This is a genomic window from Sphingopyxis sp. (assembly GCF_965227415.1).
In the GTDB taxonomy this organism is placed as follows: Bacteria; Pseudomonadota; Alphaproteobacteria; order Sphingomonadales; family Sphingomonadaceae; genus Sphingopyxis.
This window is the reverse complement of sequence record NZ_OZ245749.1, coordinates 767,986-785,724: the sequence shown is the minus strand read 5'-3', so window position 1 is coordinate 785,724 and position 17,739 is coordinate 767,986. Positions and strand designations below refer to the sequence as shown.

The 17,739-nt window shown below is 64.5% G+C and carries 15 protein-coding genes and 2 tRNA genes; 7 read left to right on the top strand and 10 right to left on the bottom strand.

Annotation, left to right across the window (positions count from 1 at the left end):
* The first annotated feature begins 49 nt into the window (after positions 1–49).
* Positions 50–925, top strand: a complete 876-nt coding sequence (locus tag ACO055_RS03720; protein WP_422061260.1) for an N-formylglutamate amidohydrolase — start codon at positions 50–52, stop codon at positions 923–925.
* Positions 926–1,092: 167 nt separating this feature from the next.
* On the opposite strand, the gene ACO055_RS03715 is transcribed toward ACO055_RS03720, so the two are convergent.
* Positions 1,093–1,169: transfer RNA gene (locus ACO055_RS03715), tRNA-Pro, on the bottom strand.
* A gap of 104 nt (positions 1,170–1,273) precedes the next feature.
* Positions 1,274–1,702: a JAB domain-containing protein gene (locus ACO055_RS03710; RefSeq protein ID WP_422061259.1), complete on the bottom strand. Its 429-nt coding sequence runs from the start codon at positions 1,700–1,702 to the stop codon at positions 1,274–1,276.
* 183 nt (positions 1,703–1,885) lie between these two features.
* Here ACO055_RS03710 and thyA point away from each other — a divergent pair, with 183 nt between their 5' ends.
* The 4 genes from thyA (at position 1,886) to ACO055_RS03690 (ending at position 6,550) form a co-directional block, all read left to right on the top strand.
* A complete protein-coding gene (gene thyA, locus ACO055_RS03705) occupies positions 1,886–2,779 on the top strand; it encodes a thymidylate synthase (protein ID WP_422062409.1) in 894 nt (297 codons plus the stop codon).
* A 92-nt stretch (positions 2,780–2,871) separates the two neighbouring features.
* The gene (locus tag ACO055_RS03700; protein ID WP_422061258.1) at positions 2,872–4,167 is read left to right on the top strand and encodes a thiamine pyrophosphate-dependent enzyme; all 1,296 of its coding nucleotides are present in this window, start codon (positions 2,872–2,874) and stop codon (positions 4,165–4,167) included.
* 32 nt (positions 4,168–4,199) lie between these two features.
* Positions 4,200–5,204 (top strand): alpha-ketoacid dehydrogenase subunit beta, encoded by a 1,005-nt coding sequence (locus tag ACO055_RS03695; protein ID WP_422062408.1) that lies wholly within the window; start codon positions 4,200–4,202, stop codon positions 5,202–5,204.
* Positions 5,205–5,275: 71 nt separating this feature from the next.
* On the top strand, positions 5,276–6,550 hold the full coding sequence (locus tag ACO055_RS03690; protein ID WP_422061257.1) for a dihydrolipoamide acetyltransferase family protein: 1,275 nt from the start codon (positions 5,276–5,278) through the stop codon (positions 6,548–6,550).
* Here ACO055_RS03690 and ACO055_RS03685 read toward each other — a convergent pair.
* The 4 genes from ACO055_RS03685 to ACO055_RS03670 form a co-directional block, all read right to left on the bottom strand.
* Complete coding sequence (locus ACO055_RS03685; protein WP_422061256.1) at positions 6,547–11,667, bottom strand: hypothetical protein; 5,121 nt, start codon at positions 11,665–11,667, stop codon at positions 6,547–6,549. The genes ACO055_RS03690 and ACO055_RS03685 overlap by 4 nt on opposite strands.
* Positions 11,668–11,738: 71 nt before the next feature.
* Entirely contained in the window at positions 11,739–12,797 is a 1,059-nt protein-coding gene (locus tag ACO055_RS03680) for a hypothetical protein (protein ID WP_422061255.1), read from the bottom strand.
* A 74-nt stretch (positions 12,798–12,871) separates the two neighbouring features.
* Positions 12,872–13,342 (bottom strand): hypothetical protein, encoded by a 471-nt coding sequence (locus tag ACO055_RS03675; RefSeq protein WP_422061254.1) that lies wholly within the window; start codon positions 13,340–13,342, stop codon positions 12,872–12,874.
* Positions 13,342–14,349, bottom strand: coding sequence for a hypothetical protein (locus ACO055_RS03670; RefSeq protein WP_422061253.1), 1,008 nt, complete (start codon positions 14,347–14,349; stop codon positions 13,342–13,344). Before ACO055_RS03670 ends, ACO055_RS03675 begins: the two co-directional genes overlap by 1 nt.
* Positions 14,350–14,598: 249 nt before the next feature.
* On the opposite strand from ACO055_RS03670, the gene ACO055_RS03665 reads away from it, so the two are divergent.
* Positions 14,599–15,747 (top strand): AI-2E family transporter, encoded by a 1,149-nt coding sequence (locus ACO055_RS03665; RefSeq protein ID WP_422062407.1) that lies wholly within the window; start codon positions 14,599–14,601, stop codon positions 15,745–15,747.
* Between the two features lie 43 nt (positions 15,748–15,790).
* Positions 15,791–15,867 (top strand) — tRNA-Asp (locus ACO055_RS03660).
* A gap of 79 nt (positions 15,868–15,946) precedes the next feature.
* Here the strand turns inward: ACO055_RS03660 and ACO055_RS03655 are convergent.
* From ACO055_RS03655 to ACO055_RS03640, 4 genes are all read right to left on the bottom strand, one after another.
* Positions 15,947–16,177 carry a DUF2842 domain-containing protein gene (locus ACO055_RS03655; protein WP_422061252.1) on the bottom strand — a complete coding sequence of 77 codons (231 nt, stop codon included), beginning with the start codon at positions 16,175–16,177 and terminating at the stop codon, positions 15,947–15,949.
* Positions 16,174–16,752 (bottom strand): 5-formyltetrahydrofolate cyclo-ligase, encoded by a 579-nt coding sequence (locus ACO055_RS03650; RefSeq protein WP_422061251.1) that lies wholly within the window; start codon positions 16,750–16,752, stop codon positions 16,174–16,176. The genes ACO055_RS03655 and ACO055_RS03650 overlap by 4 nt, the downstream gene beginning before the upstream one ends.
* Positions 16,753–16,979: 227 nt before the next feature.
* Complete coding sequence (locus ACO055_RS03645; protein ID WP_422061250.1) at positions 16,980–17,402, bottom strand: cell division protein ZapA; 423 nt, start codon at positions 17,400–17,402, stop codon at positions 16,980–16,982.
* Entirely contained in the window at positions 17,395–17,595 is a 201-nt protein-coding gene (locus tag ACO055_RS03640; RefSeq protein ID WP_422061249.1) for a hypothetical protein, read from the bottom strand. Before ACO055_RS03640 ends, ACO055_RS03645 begins: the two co-directional genes overlap by 8 nt.
* Positions 17,596–17,739: the final 144 nt, after the last annotated feature.

Below are 17,739 nucleotides of genomic sequence, written 5' to 3'. Positions count from 1 at the left end.
AAATTCCCGCACCGCTGGCTTTAGCGAATAATTTTTGCCACGCTGAGTCATGCTGCCCCGCACCATCCTGTCGTCCGCCATTGCCGTCAACCGACCTGCGAAGCGCGGCCCCGTCATCGTTTCGGTCCCGCATGCGGGGCGCGTCTATCCGATCGAGATATTGGATGCGGCCCGCGTGGAGCGCGTCGAACTGGAGCGTCTGGAAGACGGGTGGTGCGACCGGATTGCCGCCGGGGCAACCGACGCTGGCGCGGCCGTCGTCGAAGCGCTGTGGGCACGCGCGGTGGCCGACTGCAATCGCGGAGAGGGGCAGATGGCGCCCGGCGAAGTTGCACTTGCGCTGCGAACGCAATTTTCGGCGCCGGGACGCAAGGAGCGCGCCGGGCTTGGCGTGGTGCCGACGCGCCTGACAGATTGCGGCCCCCTATGGAAAAGGCCGATCGACCGCGCGGCCCTCCACTGGCGGCTCGAATCGCTGCACCGGCCGTATCATGCTGCGCTTGCCGAGGAGTTGGCCGCTGCGCGCGATCGTTTCGGGCATGCGATCCTGATCGATCTCCACAGCATGCCGCCCATTCCCGCCGGGCAGCCGGGACATGGAGCAGGCATTGTTGTCGGCGACCGCTTCGGTGCAACAGCGGCCCACTGGCTTGTCGATCTGGTTCTGGATGAAGCAGCGCGAACGGGCGCGCCTGTGTCGCGAAACCAACCCTATGCCGGGGGTCATATCGTGCGCACCCATGGGCGACCTCGCGATGGAATTCACGCCGTGCAGATCGAGATCGACCGGAGCCTGTACCTGACGCCCAACCGCACACCCGACGCGATACGCCTGGCGCAGCTCAAAGGCTGGTTTGCGAATTTGGTACGGCGCGCTGCCGACCTGCGTCCGGGCGATGACCTGATCCCCCTCGCAGCCGAATAAAAAACCACCTCGTACCGGAGTACGAGGTGGCCAGGGTCCAGGGAGGACGCACCCACGTCATGCGACGGGGCACTCGCCGTGATGGAAAGGGGGAAAACCACGACGGCGTACCGACAATCTAGGCATTGTCGGTTCAGGATACAAGGGTTGTCGATTTCAAAAGAAACTGGTCGGGGAGAGAGGATTCGAACCTCCGGCCCCTGCCTCCCGAAGACAGTGCTCTACCAGGCTGAGCTACTCCCCGACCGATCCTGCACCGGCGAACCGGCGCGAAGGCAGGGCGGTCCTCTAGACGCGCATTTTGCGAACATCAAGCGCCAATCGGCACAATCACCAGGATTGCCCGAACTAGACGAGCCGGGCATGCCGAAAGCTGAAATGTCCGCTTTCGACAAAAATCAGATGATCGATCAGGTCGATGCCGATGAGCCGCAGGAGCGCGTGGGCTTCGCGCGTACAGCGTATGTCGGCATCGCTGGGTCGTGCGATCCCCGACGGGTGGTTGTGCGCCATCAGCACGGTTTCCACGCGCTGCGCGAGCAGGCGATTCCAGCAAGTCGGCGCGATGACGCAGCGGCCGCTCGCATCACCTTCGGCGCATTCGAGGCCGACCAGCCGCGCATAGCCATCGAAGCCGGCAAGCAGCACGGTTTCACGATCGGCGAAGAGGAGAGGGCGCAGCAAGTGGCGCGCGATCGCATCCTCGGCATCGCGCGGCACGAAGCCGGCGGCCTCCGTCGATGGCGGCAGCGTGCCTATGGGCTCGATCAGGGTCATGGCTCGGTTCATGCGGCGGGCGATGCGTCAGCAAAAGCGCCGACTGGCCCGTATTGGACGATTGCCGCCTCATACCTCCCGCGCCCCTTGTCGCATGGCCGCGTGCAGCCTAGCAAAGAGCGTCTCAACCAGGAGCGAGTCTTGCCCGATTCCATCCATTATGAATTGCAATATCTCGACCTGATGCGCCGCATCTGGGTCGAGGGTGACGAGCGGGTCGACCGCACCGGCGTCGGCACGCGCTCGCTGTTCGGCGAGACGATGCGATTCTCGCTGAAGGACGACGCGATCCCGCTGCTGACGACGAAGCGCGTCTATTGGAAGACGGCACTGCGCGAGATGCTGTGGTTCCTCACGGGCGATACCAATATCCGTTCGCTGGTCGCGCAGGGGGTCCGGATCTGGACCGACTGGCCGCTCGACAAATATCGCAAGGCGACGGGCGAGGCGATCAGCGCCGAGGATTTCGAGGCGCGGATCATCGCGGACGATGCCTTTGCGGCGCTATGGGGTGACCTTGGCCCCGTCTATGGTCATCAATGGGTGAACTGGCCGCGCTATGAACCGGCAGGCGAGGGGCTCTTTCGCCGCGCCGAACATGGGCACAACCAGATCGCGGCGCTGATCGACGGGCTTCGCAACAACCCCGGGTCACGGCGCCACATCTTCACCGGCTGGAACGTCGCCGACCTGGATCGGATGGCGCTGCCTCCGTGCCACATGACCTATCAGTTCCATGTGCGCAGCGATGGCGGGCTGTCGTGCCTGTTGTTCCAGCGCTCGTGCGACCTTGGGCTGGGCTTTGCATTCAATATCTTCGAGGCCGCGCTGCTGACGCGGATGATTGCCGAGCAATGCGATTTGCACGCGCACGAGGTCGTCTGGACCGGGGGTGACGTGCATCTGTATCTCAACCATGCCGAGCTGGTGGAACAGCAATTGCGGCGGGTTCCGGACGGCGCGCCGAAGCTGCGCATCCTTCGTCGGCCTTCGAGCATTTTCGACTATAAGTTCGAGGATTTTTCGGTCGAGGCCTACGCGCCGCAAGCGCATATTTCCGCGCCTGTCGCGGTCTGAGCGCTGCCGTTGCATTCCTATGGTGACCGTAATAATATGTCGCCACGGTGAAATATAACTAGGCGCCGATTCGCGCCCGAAGGGAAGAAGATATGCCTGAGACGGACGGGCGTCCGGCGAGCAATCTGCCGCCGCTGTCGCTTCATATTCCCGAGCCGCGCTATCGTCCCGGCGACGCGCCCGACTTTGGCGACATCGTCGTGCCAGCCGTCGATGCGACTCCGCGCCCGAGCGAAGCGACCAAGCCCGATGCGATGCGCGACCTTTGCTATGGTCTTGTTCGCGTGCTCGATTTCGACGGCGTCGCGAAGGGGGCGTGGGATCCCAAGCTGACGCCCGAGCGGCTGCGCACAATGCTGCGCTATATGATGCTGGTGCGCGCGTTCGACGACCGCATGTTCCGTGCCCAGCGACAGGGCAAGACCAGCTTTTACATGAAATGCACGGGCGAAGAGGCGACGTCGGTCGCTTCGACGATGGCGCTCGACCGTGGCGATATGTGCTTTCCCAGCTATCGCCAGCAGGGCATTTTGATCACGCGCGACTATCCGCTCATCCAGATGATGAACCAGATTTATTCGAACCGCGGCGACCATCTGCTCGGCCGTCAGCTGCCGATCATGTATTCGGCGCCCGAGCATGGTTTCTTCAGCGTGTCGGGCAATCTCGCGACGCAATATCCGCAGGCCGTGGGTTGGGCGATGGCGTCAGCGTCGAAAGGCGACAGCCGCATCGCGACTGTCTGGTGCGGCGAGGGGTCGTCGGCGGAGGGTGACTTCCACTCGGCGCTGACCTTTGCGACCGTTTACAATGCGCCGGTGATTTTCAATATCGTCAACAATCAGTGGGCGATTTCCAGCTTTTCGGGCTTTGCGGGCAGCGAGCGCACGACCTTTGCGGCGCGGGCGGTCGGATATGGCATCGCGGGGCTTCGGATCGACGGCAATGATCCGCTCGCAGTCTATGCCGCGACGCAATGGGCGGCCGACCGTGCGCGCACGAACAATGGCCCGACCCTGATCGAGCATTTCACCTATCGCAGCGAAGGGCACAGCACGTCGGACGACCCGAGCGCTTATCGCCCCGCCGACGAAGCCACCGCCTGGCCGCTCGGCGACCCGATCGGACGGCTGCGCCAGCATCTCGAAGCGCTTGGCGAGTGGGATAGCGCGCGTCACGAGGCGCAGGCCAAGGAACTCGAAGAGCTGGTAAAGACGACCCAGAAACAGTCCGAAAAGCTCGGTATTCTGGGCCACGGCATGCATCAGCCGTTCGAGACGATGTTCGAGGACGTGTTCGAGGACATGCCCTGGCACCTCAAGGAACAATGCGCGCAGATGCTCGCCGAGCAAGAGGCCAAGTTCGGCCCGAACTGGAAGCCCGAATGATGCCCGGCGAAACGAAAACCGCGACCAAGACGATGAACATGATCGAGGCGATCAACAGCGCCATGGACGTCATGCTCGAACGCGACTCGAACACCGTCGTGATGGGCGAGGATGTCGGCTATTTCGGCGGCGTGTTCCGCGCAACCGCGGGTCTGCAGAAAAAGCATGGCAAGACGCGGGTGTTCGATACACCGATCAACGAATGCGGGATCATTGGCGTGGCGGTCGGAATGGGAGCCTATGGCCTGCGCCCGGTCCCCGAGATCCAGTTCGCGGATTATATCTATCCGGGCCTCGACCAGCTCGTCAGCGAGGCGGCGCGGCTTCGCTATCGCTCGGCGAACGACTTCATCTGCCCGATGACGGTGCGGACGCCTTTCGGCGGCGGCATTTTCGGTGGCCAGACGCACAGCCAGTCGCCCGAAAGCATCATGACGCATATCTGCGGGGTGAAAACGGTGATTCCGTCCAACCCATATGACGCGAAGGGGCTGCTGATCGCGGCGATCGAGGACAATGACCCGGTCGTCTTTCTCGAGCCCAAGCGCATCTATAACGGCCCGTTCAGCGGCTATTATGATCGGCCGGTCGAGCCTTGGTCAAAGCATGAGGCGAGCGCGGTTCCCGAAGGCTATTATCGCATCGACCTGGGCAAGGCCGCGACCGTGCGCGCGGGCGAGGCGCTGACCATCCTGGCCTATGGCACGATGGTTCATGTGACGAAGACGATCGTCGAGGAAATGGGCATCGATGCCGAGATCATCGACCTGCGCACGCTGCTCCCGCTCGATATCGGGGCGATCGAGACGTCGGTGAAGAAGACCGGCCGCTGCCTGATCATCCACGAAGCGACGCGCACCTCTGGCTTTGGTGCCGAACTCGCGGCGCTGGTGCAGGAACGCTGCTTTTATCACCTCGAGGCGCCGGTCGAACGCGTCACCGGTTTCGACACGCCCTATCCGCATAGCCTTGAATGGGCCTATTTCCCCGGCCCGGTGCGCATCGCGACCGCGCTGACCAAGATCATGGGCAATTGACATGCGAAGCATGACAAGCGCGCGAGCCCCGGACCGCGATCCGGGGTCCATCAAGAAAAAGGACTGACGCCATGGCCCGCTATTCATTCCGTCTGCCCGACATCGGCGAAGGCATTGCCGAGGCCGAAATCGTCGCATGGCACGTCAAGATCGGCGAGCGCGTCGAGGAAGATGCGCAGCTTGCCGACATGATGACCGACAAGGCGACCGTCGAAATGGAATCGCCCGTATCGGGGATCGTCGTCGAGCTGGCGGGCGAGGTCGGCGACCTGATCCCGATCGGCTCGACGCTTGCGGTGATCGAGACCGACGCAGATGGCGATGTCGAGGCGCCGACGGAAGATACTGCAGTCGAACAGGAAATCGTCGCCGAAACGCCGGGCGCCGAGGAGATTTCGGTGGCCGAGGTCGCGGCCGCGCCCGTCGCGGCGTCGCCGGCTGCACCCGCGCCCGCCGCCGCGCCAGTCGCCGCGCCGTCGCACGACCGACAGGTGCTCGCTTCCCCCGCGGTTCGCGCCCGCGCCAAGGATCTGGGCGTCGATCTGGGCCAGGTCCATGCCGAAGGCGACCGCGTCCGCCACGCCGATCTCGATGCCTTCCTCCGCTACAGCGGCGGGCAGGGCTATCATGCGCCGGGCGCCAGCCGCGCCCGCGCCGACGAGCCGATCAAGGTCATCGGCATGCGCCGCAAGATCGCCGAGAATATGGCGGCGTCGAAGCGCGCGATCCCGCACTTCACCTATGTCGAGGAAATGGACGTCACCGCGCTGGAGGCCATGCGCGCCGATCTCAACGCCCATCGCGGCGGGCGGCCCAAGCTGACGATGCTGCCTTTCCTGATCGTCGCGATCTGCCGCACCATCCCCCAGTTTCCGATGATCAACGCGCGATACGACGACGAAGGCGGCGTGGTGACGCGATATGGGGCCGTGCATCTCGGCATGGCGACGCAGACCGATGCGGGGCTGATGGTTCCCGTCATCCGCGATGCCCAGGACAAGAATGTCTGGCAATTGGCGAGCGAAATCACCCGCTTGGCCGAAGCTGCGCGCACCGGCAAGGCGAAGGTCGAGGAACTGACCGGCGGCACGCTGACCGTGACATCGCTCGGTCCGCTCGGCGGCATCGCGACGACCCCGGTGATCAACCGGCCCGAAGTCGCGATCATCGGTCCGAACAAGATCGTCGAACGTCCGGTCTTTGACGGCGACGACATCCGCCGCGCGAAGCTGATGAACCTGTCGATCAGCTGCGATCACCGCGTCGTCGATGGCTGGGACGCCGCAAGCTATGTCCAGGCGCTGAAGAAGCTGGTCGAGACGCCCGTTCTGTTGTTCGCGGATTAAAGTCCGAGGCCGGCGAAGCTGGTCTGGTCGAACTTCAGCTTGAAGGTCACATAAGCACCCGACCGCGAGAAACGGGCCTCTTCGAAATCGCGGTCGTGGAAGCCCGCGAAGTTGTAACCGAACGTGATGTTGGCGTTCTTCATCGGCGCCAGCGTCACCGTCGGGCCGCCCGCCCATGCGACCGTGTCGCCGCCGGTGCCGACGCGCACGGTTCCCGAGGCGCCGACATCGATCTGTTCGCTCAGGTTGAAACGGAGGTCCGCGCCGATCAGGTTCGACCAGCCCTTCACGTCGTCGGCGCCGAAGCGGTCGAAACTGTAGCGCGTGCCCCAGAAGACGCCGATCTCCGCGCGTTCGTACCAGGTGTCGCCGGCGCCGATTCCCCGATCGCCGAGCGGTGTCCAATTCAGCGACAGGCTGTTGAGCAGCCGGCGGCTTGTCGCGTCGCCGTCGATCGTGAGCGCCGCGCCGCCGATCGGGCCGGCCTGACCCGCGACCGCGTCGCGGACCTTGTCCGAGCGGAACTCGCTCTTGTTGAGCCACGAGACCTGCGAGTCGGCGGGCCGGTGCGCCCAGCTGGCTTCAAAGGCGATGACTTCGGTCGTCGGCGTCGTGCCGCTGCCGCTCGCCTTCGCATAAGTGAACAGCGCGCCGAGCGCCTGACCTTCGCCGAACTGGCGCAGGCCGCCGAGCGTCAGGCCATAGCGGTTGGCGAGTTCGCCATCGCGATATTCGGCGCGGCCGGTGAGCGTCCAGCGCTGGGTACGATAGGTCGCGCCAGCGCTGATCGCGGTAAAATCTTCGGTGAGCGTGCCATTGCCGCCCAAAAAGCCGCCCGACGCGACCGGTTGGTCGATATTGAGCACGTCGCCGGCACGAATGCCGCCGATCGTGCGGTTGCCGTCGAGCGACAGGTCGAGTGACAGACGATCATTGACCTTCAGCGACTGCGACAGCCCATAGGCGGCAAAGCTGCGCGGGCCATATTCGCCGATTTCCTGGCTGTTTGCGGTGGCGAGCAGGCGGGCCCCAGCCCAGGGCGCCAGATCGAAGCCGATCCGTGCGGTGCGGGCGCGGATTGTGTCGCCGTCGGCGATTTCATAGCTGCCGACCAGATTGACGTCGCGCGTCACCGCGTAGCGCACGCCGATCCGGTGACGGGTGGGGAAATCGACGCTCGCATCCTTGCCGCCGAGCGCGAATTCAGTCTGGGCGTCGAGTTCGAGCTTTTTGTCGAACAACCGCTGCGTCGCGCCGAGTTGAACGATGTTCGACGTGTTGCGCGAACCGTCCGCGAGCCGGTCGTCGGCGTGAGTCAGTCCGGCGCGCATCACCGTGGTGCCATTGTCATATTCGACAAGCGCGCGCGCAGCACGGCGGCGCGCGTCGACATCGAGATAATCTTCCTGCCAGGCGCTGCCGGTAACCGACAGGCTGTGCGTCGCCTTCAGGCGCGCATCGAAGCCGAATTTCCGCGTGCCGTCTTCGCCGCGATTGAGCTGGCCGGCCCCGAAGCCCGCCTCACGTTCGCGGACATAGGCGAGGAAGTCGGCGTTGCTGCTGTGATGCTCGGCCTCGATCAGCCATGCTTTCGCGGTTCCCGCCGCAGCGGCGGCGGCGCCATTCTTCGCTTTCGCATCGCTCACGGCATATTCGGCGCGGACTTCGGTATCGACATTCGGGCGGTAGCGCGCATCCACGCCGCCGAGATTGGTCTTGGCGTTATTGTCTTCGTCGTGAATCAAGGTCGCACCGACACGCAGCTTTTCGTCATTGGACGTCAAGCTGACACGGCCACCCGCGTTCAGCACGCGCTCGCCGACACCATCGACCTCATATTCAGCGACGATGAACTGCGGGTCGAGGCTCGACGAGCGGCTGAGCACCGGCGACCGGAAGCGCAACGTGCCGGCCAGATAGTCGATGTCGTAATCGATGTGCCGGGTCAGGGTGACGCTCTCGACGACCCGTTCGCTGTGCAGACGATCGCGCGTCTCGATGACGATGCGCTCGCTGTTCGGCAACACATCGCGCGCGCCAAGCTGATACGGACCTGTCAGGCCGTTCCCCTGGATTTCGTCGCGGCGGAAGCGATACGGGGTGTCCGCGACGAACGCCGTCGCGGCGAGGTTGCGGCCGCGATATTCGGCTTTGCCGCCATTAAGCGCACGCTGATAGCGGGCGAGTTGCGGTTCCGAGATGCCGGTCTCGATATCGCCGAACATCGCGTAGAATTGCGGGCGTTCGAGGCGCAGGTAGAGTTTGCGCACCGATGCCGCGTCGTAGCGCGTTTCATTGCGGTCGGCATAGATCGTGTAATAGGCGCGTGGATCGATCATGCCGCCAAACCGGGCGTCGTCCGTGTCCTTGTCGCTGTCGTAAGACAGCGTCATCAGCCATTTGCCCTGCACGCGGCCTTTCGCATAAAGCGCCAGGCGGGCGTCGGCGCCCAGGTCATCGAGCGTCTCGGCCACCGGCTCCATGCGGTCGTCTAGCGTGTTGTAGCCAAGCGTGCCTGCGGCAAAGCCGACGACGGTCCACGGGCGATCGCCGGGATCGAGCCAGGTTTCGATCGTCTGCTTGCGCTCGATCTTGTCGTCGCGGAAATTGAAATCCATCGACAGCGTTCCCGACGCGGTTGTCGGTTCGAGCTCGATATAGGCAATGCCATCGTCACCATCGATGCGCCAGACGGGCTGCGCGCGTTCGAGACCCGCGAGTTGGCGTGCCTGCTGCGCGTCGGCTTCGACGGCAGGATAATAGGGGGCGGGGACACTGAAGTCTCCCGTCAGCCCGGCGCGGATCGGAGCGCCGTCGCGGTCGGTCAGCCGCACCGCAATCACCGGGCGCGTCACACCATCGGCCACGAGTACCGACTTTTCGCGGATCAGCGTCGCGCGCATCGGGGTGATCGAATAATGGACGCTGCGCTCGATCGTCTCGACCACGCCGCCATTCTCGTCTTTCACCTGGGCAACGAGCTTGTTTTCGCCTTCACCGACCGGGATACCGCGCCACAGGCTGACGGCGACAAGGCCATCGGCCGATTTGGTCACCCCGTCGAAACTCAGTTCGTCGACCGGCTTGCCGTTGATCGTCAAGGTCACTTTCTGTCCGGGCGCATGTTTGACAGCGGCGCGGATCGCTTTTGTCCGTGGGTTGTGATCGATGTCGGGGAAGAGCCAGCCGATGCCAGGCGCTTGACTGGCAAGCCAATCGCGGTTCGCCCCCGCAGCATCGGGATCGCTCATCGGTTTCGGCGCTTCGAATTTGCTCGCGCCCGACGCTGCACGCGGCGTAGCGGCAGTGGCGCGGAAGTCGGCGCGTTTCAGCGACCCGCCGCGGCCTTCGACAAAGCGCGAGATCGGGCTGCCCGCGCTCGCGGTCGAACGCGCGCAGTCGATCGCTTCGCGGTCGAGCGGAAGTGTCGACGGATCGATCTGGACGACATGCAGGCCGGGGCGGACGCCTTCGAAATGATAGCGTCCATCTTCATCGGTCACGGTGTAGCTGCCGTCCTGCAGCATCACGCGGACACCACCGACGCCCGGCGCCTTACCCGGATCGACGCTGCACCCGCCGTCGGTGATGCGACCGATGATCGTCATCCGGTCGCCAAGCTGGTCGCGTTTGATCGAGATCGTCGCCTCGGCGATGTTGCTTTTGCTACCGCGATTGTCGGCGGCCGAGGCGCGGTTGAGTGCGTTACCGGGCTGCGCTGAGACGGTGACTTCGGCGACGTATGTGAGCAGCACCGCCGCCGCGGGCGCGATCGAGGGTAGGGTGACGGTGAAATCGCGGCCGTTGGGGTTGACGATCGCATCGATGCGCGCGCCATTTGCGCGCACCGTATCGGCGCGGAGCCGCATGCCGGCGGGGAGCGTGTCGCTGATAGTCACTGCGCCCGTGGTGCGCCGTGCGTCGCGGTTTGCAACTTCGATCCGGTATTGCACGACGTCGCCGGGGACCGCGGTCTGCGTCGACGTGGTCTTGCGCAGGATCAGCGGCACGCCCGGCTGGTCGACCGGAACATCGACACGCACCGGGGCAGGGCTGTCGAGCGTGAAGGGCCGGCTATAGCTCGCGTCGGTGACCGTGAACGGCAAGCCGTCGTCGGGACGGCGCAGGCCGGCGAGATCCGCTGCGCTCGATTTCGAGGGCGCGGTGTAAGGCGCCGGCGGCTCGACTACCAATCGGTAGGTGCCGGGTGCCACGAACGGGAAGCGATAGTCGCCGGGGGGAAAGGTGTAGACCTTCCCGCTCGCGTCGGTGACATTCTGCCCCGTGATGACCGTTGAAGGATAAGCGGATACGCCGTCATCGCCGAACACCTGCGCCGGCTGGCCCGTCGCGGCGTTGATGAGCGTGACGCGGCTGCCCGGAACGGCCGAACCGTCGCCGCTGTCGAAAACGATGCCGAAGGGATCGACCAGAAAGTCGATCGTTGCGAGCGCGACCAGGCTGGCGTTCGCCTGGTCGGTGACGCGCAGCTGGATCGGCGATCCCGGATTGACCGACAGACGGCAGTCGCCTGCGACGACCGGCGGGGGCACGCCGATCGTGTTGATGAAACCGACGAACTCGCCGCTGTTGGCCGCAGTTTCGGTGAGAGTGATGCGCTCGCTGTCGCCATTGGCCAGGTCGAGGACCACTGCCAGCGTGTCGATCGCGTTCGGATCGACATTGGCGGATGCGAGCGTGACGCCCACCACCAGCACTTCTCCGGCGCGAAAGGAATCGCTGCTCTGGAGGGAAGCCGGGGCGGTCGGGATGCCGGCGTAAACGCCGGCCAGCTGAATGAGATTGCCGCTGCCGGTCGCCGCGACACTTTGCGCTGCGATGATCGAACCGCCGCAGCGCGTCGGGACGAGGGGCACCGACTTGTTTCCGCCGCTATCAAGCAGGCGATAGGTCTTGATGACGGGCTGTTCGGGCGGACGCGACCGAACGGTCACATCGACGCGGTTCGACAGCGTCTGGCCGCTCTGGCCATTGTCGGTCCATTGTGCCGACGCCGTATTGGAAATCACCTGCGCGTGCGCGACCGGTATCGCAGGCAGCGTGGCTGCTGCGACCAGGGCGGTCACGAAAGACAGATATTTCCGGCGGAGCTGCATCGCTGGTCCCGAAGAGGGGCAGCGGGAGGGCGCTTTATGCGCTCTGCCCGCTGCCCCGTCCTTCCGTCAGGTCAGTTGACCGTCGCGCGGAAGACGAGCGTGCGCGTTGCGCCCGCCGCGATCGTTGCGATGGTACCCGACACGTTCGGCGCGACGTAGCTGCCGCCCGCTGCGCCATCGGCGTTGCAGGTGCCCGCGGTAACCGTGCCGTTGAGCAGGATCGTGCCGGTGCTGAACGTCAGCTGGCCCGGAACCGGATCGTTGATCACGACCGACGTCGCTGCAACGCTGCCGCTGTTGGCGACCGAGATGCAATATTCGACGACGGCGCCCGGGATCAGCTTCGGATTCGTCGTACTGTTGAACGGATCCGAAATGACGCGGCTGGTCTTGGTGACCGCAAGCGTCGCCGTCTGGACGGTATAGTCGTCGTTGTCGCTGTGCGATCCGTCGCGCGCCACATCGCCGGCCACGCCCGCGATATCGGCGAAGACAGTGTCCTTGCCAGCCGTGTTCGCGCCCGCCGTTTCGGTGATCGCAGCGCCCTGGGTCCCCACCAGCCCGCCTTCGCGTGCAGTGGCCCGCAACGTCACGCCGGCAACGGCGCTATTGGCGAGCGCGGCCGGAACGTCCGCAACCACGAACAGGGTAACCGACGCATCGGCAGCCAGCTCGTCGATATAGGTGACGAGCGTGTCGGCAGCATCCCAGCTGCCGACCGTGCCGCTCGTGCTATCGCGGTAAATCCGGACGTTCGTGACATCGAATGTGTCGGTGCCACCGTGCGCGGCGGTGCCGCCCACGATCTGCGACGCGACGAGCGCGAAATCGAGCCCTTCGTTCGAATTGTTGGTCAACTGGAACGTGGTGACCGCATTGGCCTGGCTCGGCACGACGTTCGTCGTGACCGTCCCCACCTCGGTAACGGTCAGGTTGATCTTGCGGTCGACCGTAAACGTGTTCGACGCGCTCTGTTGGCCCTGTGAAACGCCGCCGACCTGATAGTCAACGGTTGCGGTATTCGTAATCGAGGCGCCCGCGGTGGTTCCGGCTGCATAAGCCGGGTTGGCAGCGACGACGGACGCCGCTGCCAGACCGATGGTGCCCCAGTAAGTCAGCTTGCTGGTCATAGCTGAGCTCCTTGGCTTGGTTGGTTGCCGTAATCCCCACCGCTGGCAACCGGTAAGCGGCTTACTTTAAACGCTTATTTTACAACTCCCCGAAACATGAGCTTGCCGGTCGCGCCTGCCGGGATCGGCTTTTGGAACGCCCAGCGGATGTGCGTGACATCGGCGGGCTGTGCTGCGCGCCGCGTGCCGTCAGGCTGAATCACGCTGAGTGTTTCGAGCAGGCCCCACGCCTTGCCGCCGTCGACCGAGACGAGCGGCGCGCTCGCGCTCCCTGCGCCGGCGAAGCGCACCGCCGAGGGCATCGGGTTGGTGATCACGAACTTGTCGGCAGGCTGCGCGCTTGCGTTGCGATAATTGAGCACGAACACGAGCCTGTCGCCGGGAACGACGATCTTCGGCTCTTCGAGCAGGACGCGCTCCTTGCCGCCTGCGTCGGTCGTCACGCGTTCGACGAACACATTATTGTCGAGTGCGACCTGGTTCGCGGCAAAGGCCTGCGCCGGCGCAAGCGCCGCCAGGAACAGGAAAAAGGCTTTGGTCTTCATCAGTTTATCCTTGTCCGGAAAGTGACGGTGCGGGTCTGGCCGCCGGCAACCGTGCCGAGGCCGACGCGAATTCGTGTTCCGTTGTAATCGCCGGCGTCGGCATCGACGGCGTCGGTCAGCGCGCTGCCGCCGAGCGTGATCGAGCCTGCGACATAGGCGGTGTCGGCCGGGATATTGTCGGTGATGGCGAGGCCGTTCACCGATCCCGACCCCGCGACGGTCGCGGTGATGGTGTAGGTTATCGTCGCGCCGGGAACCGGCTCGCTGCCACCGAAGGGGTCGACGACGGCCGCGGATTTGACGAGCGAGACGGTTGCCGCCGCGACGCGGAAAGCGCCATTGTCCTGGCCGTCGGCCCCGGTCGTACCGACAATCGCGTCGCCGCCGCCTTCGCCCTGACCCGCAAAGGTCGTGCCTGGAGCGCCGGTCCCGGTTTTCGCGGCGGCGACGAGCGTCACGATGCCGCGATTGCCGTCGATGACAGCGCCCGGTGTCGTGACAAGCACAAAAATACGGACGCTCTGGTCGGGGTTGAGGACCGGATCGTTGGTTCCGGCGGTGTAAAGCGTGTCGGTGCTCGCGTCGAACACGCCATCGCCATTGTCGATGTAGATCTGCGTGACGACGGGGTCGTAATTGTCGCCGCCGACATTGGCGATAGTGCTGAGGCCGAAGGCTTCCTGCCCGTTGCCGGTGTTGGTGACCGAATAGGTCAGCAGCTGGTTTGTCGCGCCCGGCGTGGTCGGCACGTCCGACGGATTGCCCGTCGCCACGGTGACATCGAGCAGTTCGTCGACGCGCAGGTCCACGCGGTTCGAATCGACGGTCAGCGTGCCCGAGCCATTGTCGAAGCTGGCGCTCGCGGTGTTGCTGATCGTGGTACCGGCGCGCGTGCCGGCGGCATAAGCCTGCGACGGCAACGCCAGCGCCAAGACGAGCGCAAGGGCAGTGGAAGAGGGAAGAAGAAGCTTATGATGCTTCGCGCCCCCCACAGGCGCTTTCATCATGATTTTGACTCCGATAGCTGGTCCGTGACGACAGCCATCGGCGAAAAAGGGTAATTTCTGGTTAAAATACCGATTGAAAACGGGGTTTTGACCCAATTGGAGACAGCTCGGCGGATCGGTTCATCGCAAATCTGGCCGACTGGCGCGAAGGGTAAAGGTCGCGTAAGACGAAGCGGTTAACCGGGTAGGGGATGCGTCGTGGCAGAGGACAGGGGGAGCAAGGACGCGCGTTCGGCGCCCGCAGATCCCCTGCGCCGCATCGAAATCGACGATTTCCGCCGCGATCGGCTGCTCGCTGCCCTGGCATTGATCTTTGGCGCAAGTTTCTGCCTCGGGCTGCCCTTTGCGCTGAAGGCCGGTGCCGAATTTTTCCTGCCTCTGACCGCGGCGATCGTGGTGTCGATCGCGCTGGTTCCGTTGCTCGAATGGCTCGAGCGGCGCGGCGTGCCATCGGGGCTGGCCGCATTCCTGTCGCTTGCGGGGTTCGTGGCGATCATCAATGCGGCGCTGGCGATCATCGTGCTGCCCGCAACCGGCTGGTTTGCAAGAATTCCCGAGTCGATTCCGCGTATCCAGAGCAATTTGGCGCCGCTGATCGATTTCTATTCGAGCCTGCAAAAATTCGTCGATCGCACGCTGACGTCGGTCGCCACCGGGACCGAGGCGACAGCGCAAGCGGTCGCGGCACAGGCGCCATCGTCGGTCGTCGACTATTTCATCTCGGCCGCGCCCGCTGCGGCGATCCAGCTCTTCTTCGCCGTGCTCGTGATCTTCTTCTTCCTGTCCGGCTGGACGCGGCTACGGCGCGGGACGATCCGCCGTCGCGGCAGTTTCGACGGCGCGATGCAGACCGCGCGTGTGATCCAGAATGTTGTCGACGCGACGGCCGATTATCTGGCGACGATCACGATGATCAACGCGATCCTCGGCCTGACCGTGTCGCTGCTGCTCTGGGCACTCGGCATGCCGTCGCCCTTCATGTGGGGCGGGATCGTCAGCATCTGCAATTTCGTGCCCTATCTGGGCCCGATCGTCGCCGCGACGCTGCTCGGGCTCGGCGGACTGATGACCTTCGATGCGGTGGGATTCGCACTACTGCCGGCGCTGATCTTTATCGGCGTGCATCTGGTCGAGGCGAATCTCGTCACGCCGCTGGTGCTCGGCAAGCGGCTGACGATCAATCCGCTTCTGATTCTGGTTTCCCTGAGCTTCTGGGGATGGGTGTGGGGAACGCCAGGGGCGTTGCTGGCGGTGCCCCTGCTGCTGATCCTCCAGACGATATTGGCATCGACCGGAACGCCCGATTTGGCAGGTTTCCTCTTCGAGCACGGGACCTTGACCACGGCCGAAGAGGTGCGCGACCGGTTAAATCGCACAAAGGACGAAAGCGACGGTTGACAGGCTGGAACGCGGCGCATATTGGCGCTGCTCCCAAGCACACGCGGGTGTAGCTCAGTTGGTTAGAGTGCCGGCCTGTCACGCCGGAGGTCGCGGGTTCGAGCCCCGTCACTCGCGCCATTCCTTCCTTTTTCGGAGGGGATGGCCACCGCGGCTTGGGATCCTTGCTCGGCTGGAATGAAAGCGCTGTTTCAGCGCGTCAGCCGCGCCATTTTCCCAATTCCATCCAGCGCAGCAGCGGCTTGAGCGGCAGCACCCAGATGATCCCGGCGACCAGATAGAAGACGGCCTGCACAAGGATCGGCCAAGCGCCCACCCAAGCGGAGAGCGCGACGACGATCACCGCCCAGACCGCGATCAGCGTCAGTATCAGGAAAATGCCGGCAGGCTTGCGCCAGCTCGGCGGCGGGTCGGCGGGTAGCTGGCTCACAGACGGTCTCCGGTGATGATGAATTCCTGCTCGGTCAGGATGGCGTCGAGCGCGATATCGGTCGGCTCGGCGGGCACGGCATCGATTTCCTGCACCGACCAACCGACACCGATCCGCAGCGCGGTGGGGTGTGCCGCGAAATAGCGGTCATAGTGGCCGCCGCCCTGGCCGAGGCGCGCCCCGCGGCGGTCGAAACCGACGAGGGGGCAGAAGATGAAGCTTGGCGTCGCGATTTCGGCGGCGGTCGCCGGCTGATCGGTGCCCCACGGGCCCTTGACAAGCGCGTCTCCGGTCACCCAGCGGCGGAAATCCATTGTTTCGACGCGTTCGGCGTGATGGGGAAGGGCAAGCTCGGGCTGGTCGGCCAGCATCGGCAGAATATCGGGCTCGTCGCCCCACGCGACATAGGCAGCAACAAGCGCTTGATCGGCAAGGATGGCGGCCACTGGCCCCGGGACGGCGCGAAAAGCCGTCAACCGCGCTACCGCGTCCAGATTCGCGGCGAAATGCTTGCGCCGAAAGCGCAGCTTTTCGCGTAAATGCTGCTTTTTCTCGGCGAGGCCTTCGGAAAGCATCTGTCTTCCGGCTCCTCGGATCGTCGTGCGGCGGGTGGCGGGACCACCGTGGGTCGTTTGCTGGAAGATCCTCTGACGCCAGTAACGTCAGGTGGGGACCATATACGTCGGACCAGGGTCCGGGCAGGGACAGCCCCCTAGGATGAAGTATCGCCTCAGGGATTTTCGCAAAAGCTCGTACCGGGCAGTGCCCGCCACCCCCTATGTAGGAGCCCGGACGGTCACTCTCAAGAGATTTGCTCGACCTTTCCGGCGAGCGCTTCAATGCGGTCAGCGATCTGGATCAGCGCGCGGTCGTGTGCGGGGCGCGGTGCCGCCTCGACGGGTTCGGCCTTTTTCAATGCCTCAAGCTCGGTGAGAGCCGCTTTGAGATCGTCACGCGCCTGCGCCTCGCGGCTTTCGGCAAGCGCCACCGCAGCGCGAAGCGAATCGGACCGGGGCTCGGCCTTGTCGGCTTTGCCGCGCGCTTCCTGCGCTTCGTCGGCGAGCATCAGCGCAGCAAAGAGCATCTGGCGGATTTCGGTCCCGCCCGGCATGCTGCGCACCTTCTCGTCGACGACGCCCGCAAGGCTCAACAGCTGGGGCTCTTCGCCATCGGCGCAATTCACATCATAGACGCGCCCGGCGATATGAAGCTTGACGTCAGCCACGTTTTGCCTCCGTGATCAGTCGGTCAAGTTCGCCGATAACCGCGACAACCTCGGCCTTTAGTGCCGATTGATCGTTGGCGGCAGGTTCGGGAGCGGGGCGGCTTTCCCGGTCGGTCAACGCCTTTTCGATCCGGCTGAGCGCCCGTTCGATGCGGCCGATGGCCAGGCTGGATTCGTCGAGATCGAGTTCCATGTCCATGAGGTAGCAGCGCGGGGGAAGCGGCGCAATCGCCTCTCGGCAGTGAAATGCGTGCTGATTTATGCCACGGGCGGTTGACTCCGCGGGCTACCACCGCAAAGGGCTGTCCCCACCGAATCCGGCCATCTTCACATCCTT

What these genes read in the sequence shown, in the direction of transcription:
- ACO055_RS03700 (WP_422061258.1), top strand. Translation starts at nt 2,872, where the DNA reads ATGCCTGAGACGGACGGGCGTCCGGCGAGCAATCTGCCGCCGCTGTCG.
- ACO055_RS03670 (WP_422061253.1), bottom strand. Translation starts at nt 14,349, where the DNA reads ATGATGAAAGCGCCTGTGGGGGGCGCGAAGCATCATAAGCTTCTTCTT.
- ACO055_RS03675 (WP_422061254.1), bottom strand. Translation starts at nt 13,342, where the DNA reads ATGAAGACCAAAGCCTTTTTCCTGTTCCTGGCGGCGCTTGCGCCGGCG.
- ACO055_RS03690 (WP_422061257.1), top strand. Translation starts at nt 5,276, where the DNA reads ATGGCCCGCTATTCATTCCGTCTGCCCGACATCGGCGAAGGCATTGCC.
- ACO055_RS03720 (WP_422061260.1), top strand. Translation starts at nt 50, where the DNA reads ATGCTGCCCCGCACCATCCTGTCGTCCGCCATTGCCGTCAACCGACCT.
- ACO055_RS03685 (WP_422061256.1), bottom strand. Translation starts at nt 11,667, where the DNA reads ATGCAGCTCCGCCGGAAATATCTGTCTTTCGTGACCGCCCTGGTCGCA.
- thyA (WP_422062409.1), top strand. Translation starts at nt 1,886, where the DNA reads ATGCGCCGCATCTGGGTCGAGGGTGACGAGCGGGTCGACCGCACCGGC.
- ACO055_RS03640 (WP_422061249.1), bottom strand. Translation starts at nt 17,595, where the DNA reads ATGGAACTCGATCTCGACGAATCCAGCCTGGCCATCGGCCGCATCGAA.
- ACO055_RS03650 (WP_422061251.1), bottom strand. Translation starts at nt 16,752, where the DNA reads ATGCTTTCCGAAGGCCTCGCCGAGAAAAAGCAGCATTTACGCGAAAAG.
- ACO055_RS03680 (WP_422061255.1), bottom strand. Translation starts at nt 12,797, where the DNA reads ATGACCAGCAAGCTGACTTACTGGGGCACCATCGGTCTGGCAGCGGCG.
- ACO055_RS03710 (WP_422061259.1), bottom strand. Translation starts at nt 1,702, where the DNA reads ATGACCCTGATCGAGCCCATAGGCACGCTGCCGCCATCGACGGAGGCC.
- ACO055_RS03695 (WP_422062408.1), top strand. Translation starts at nt 4,200, where the DNA reads ATGAACATGATCGAGGCGATCAACAGCGCCATGGACGTCATGCTCGAA.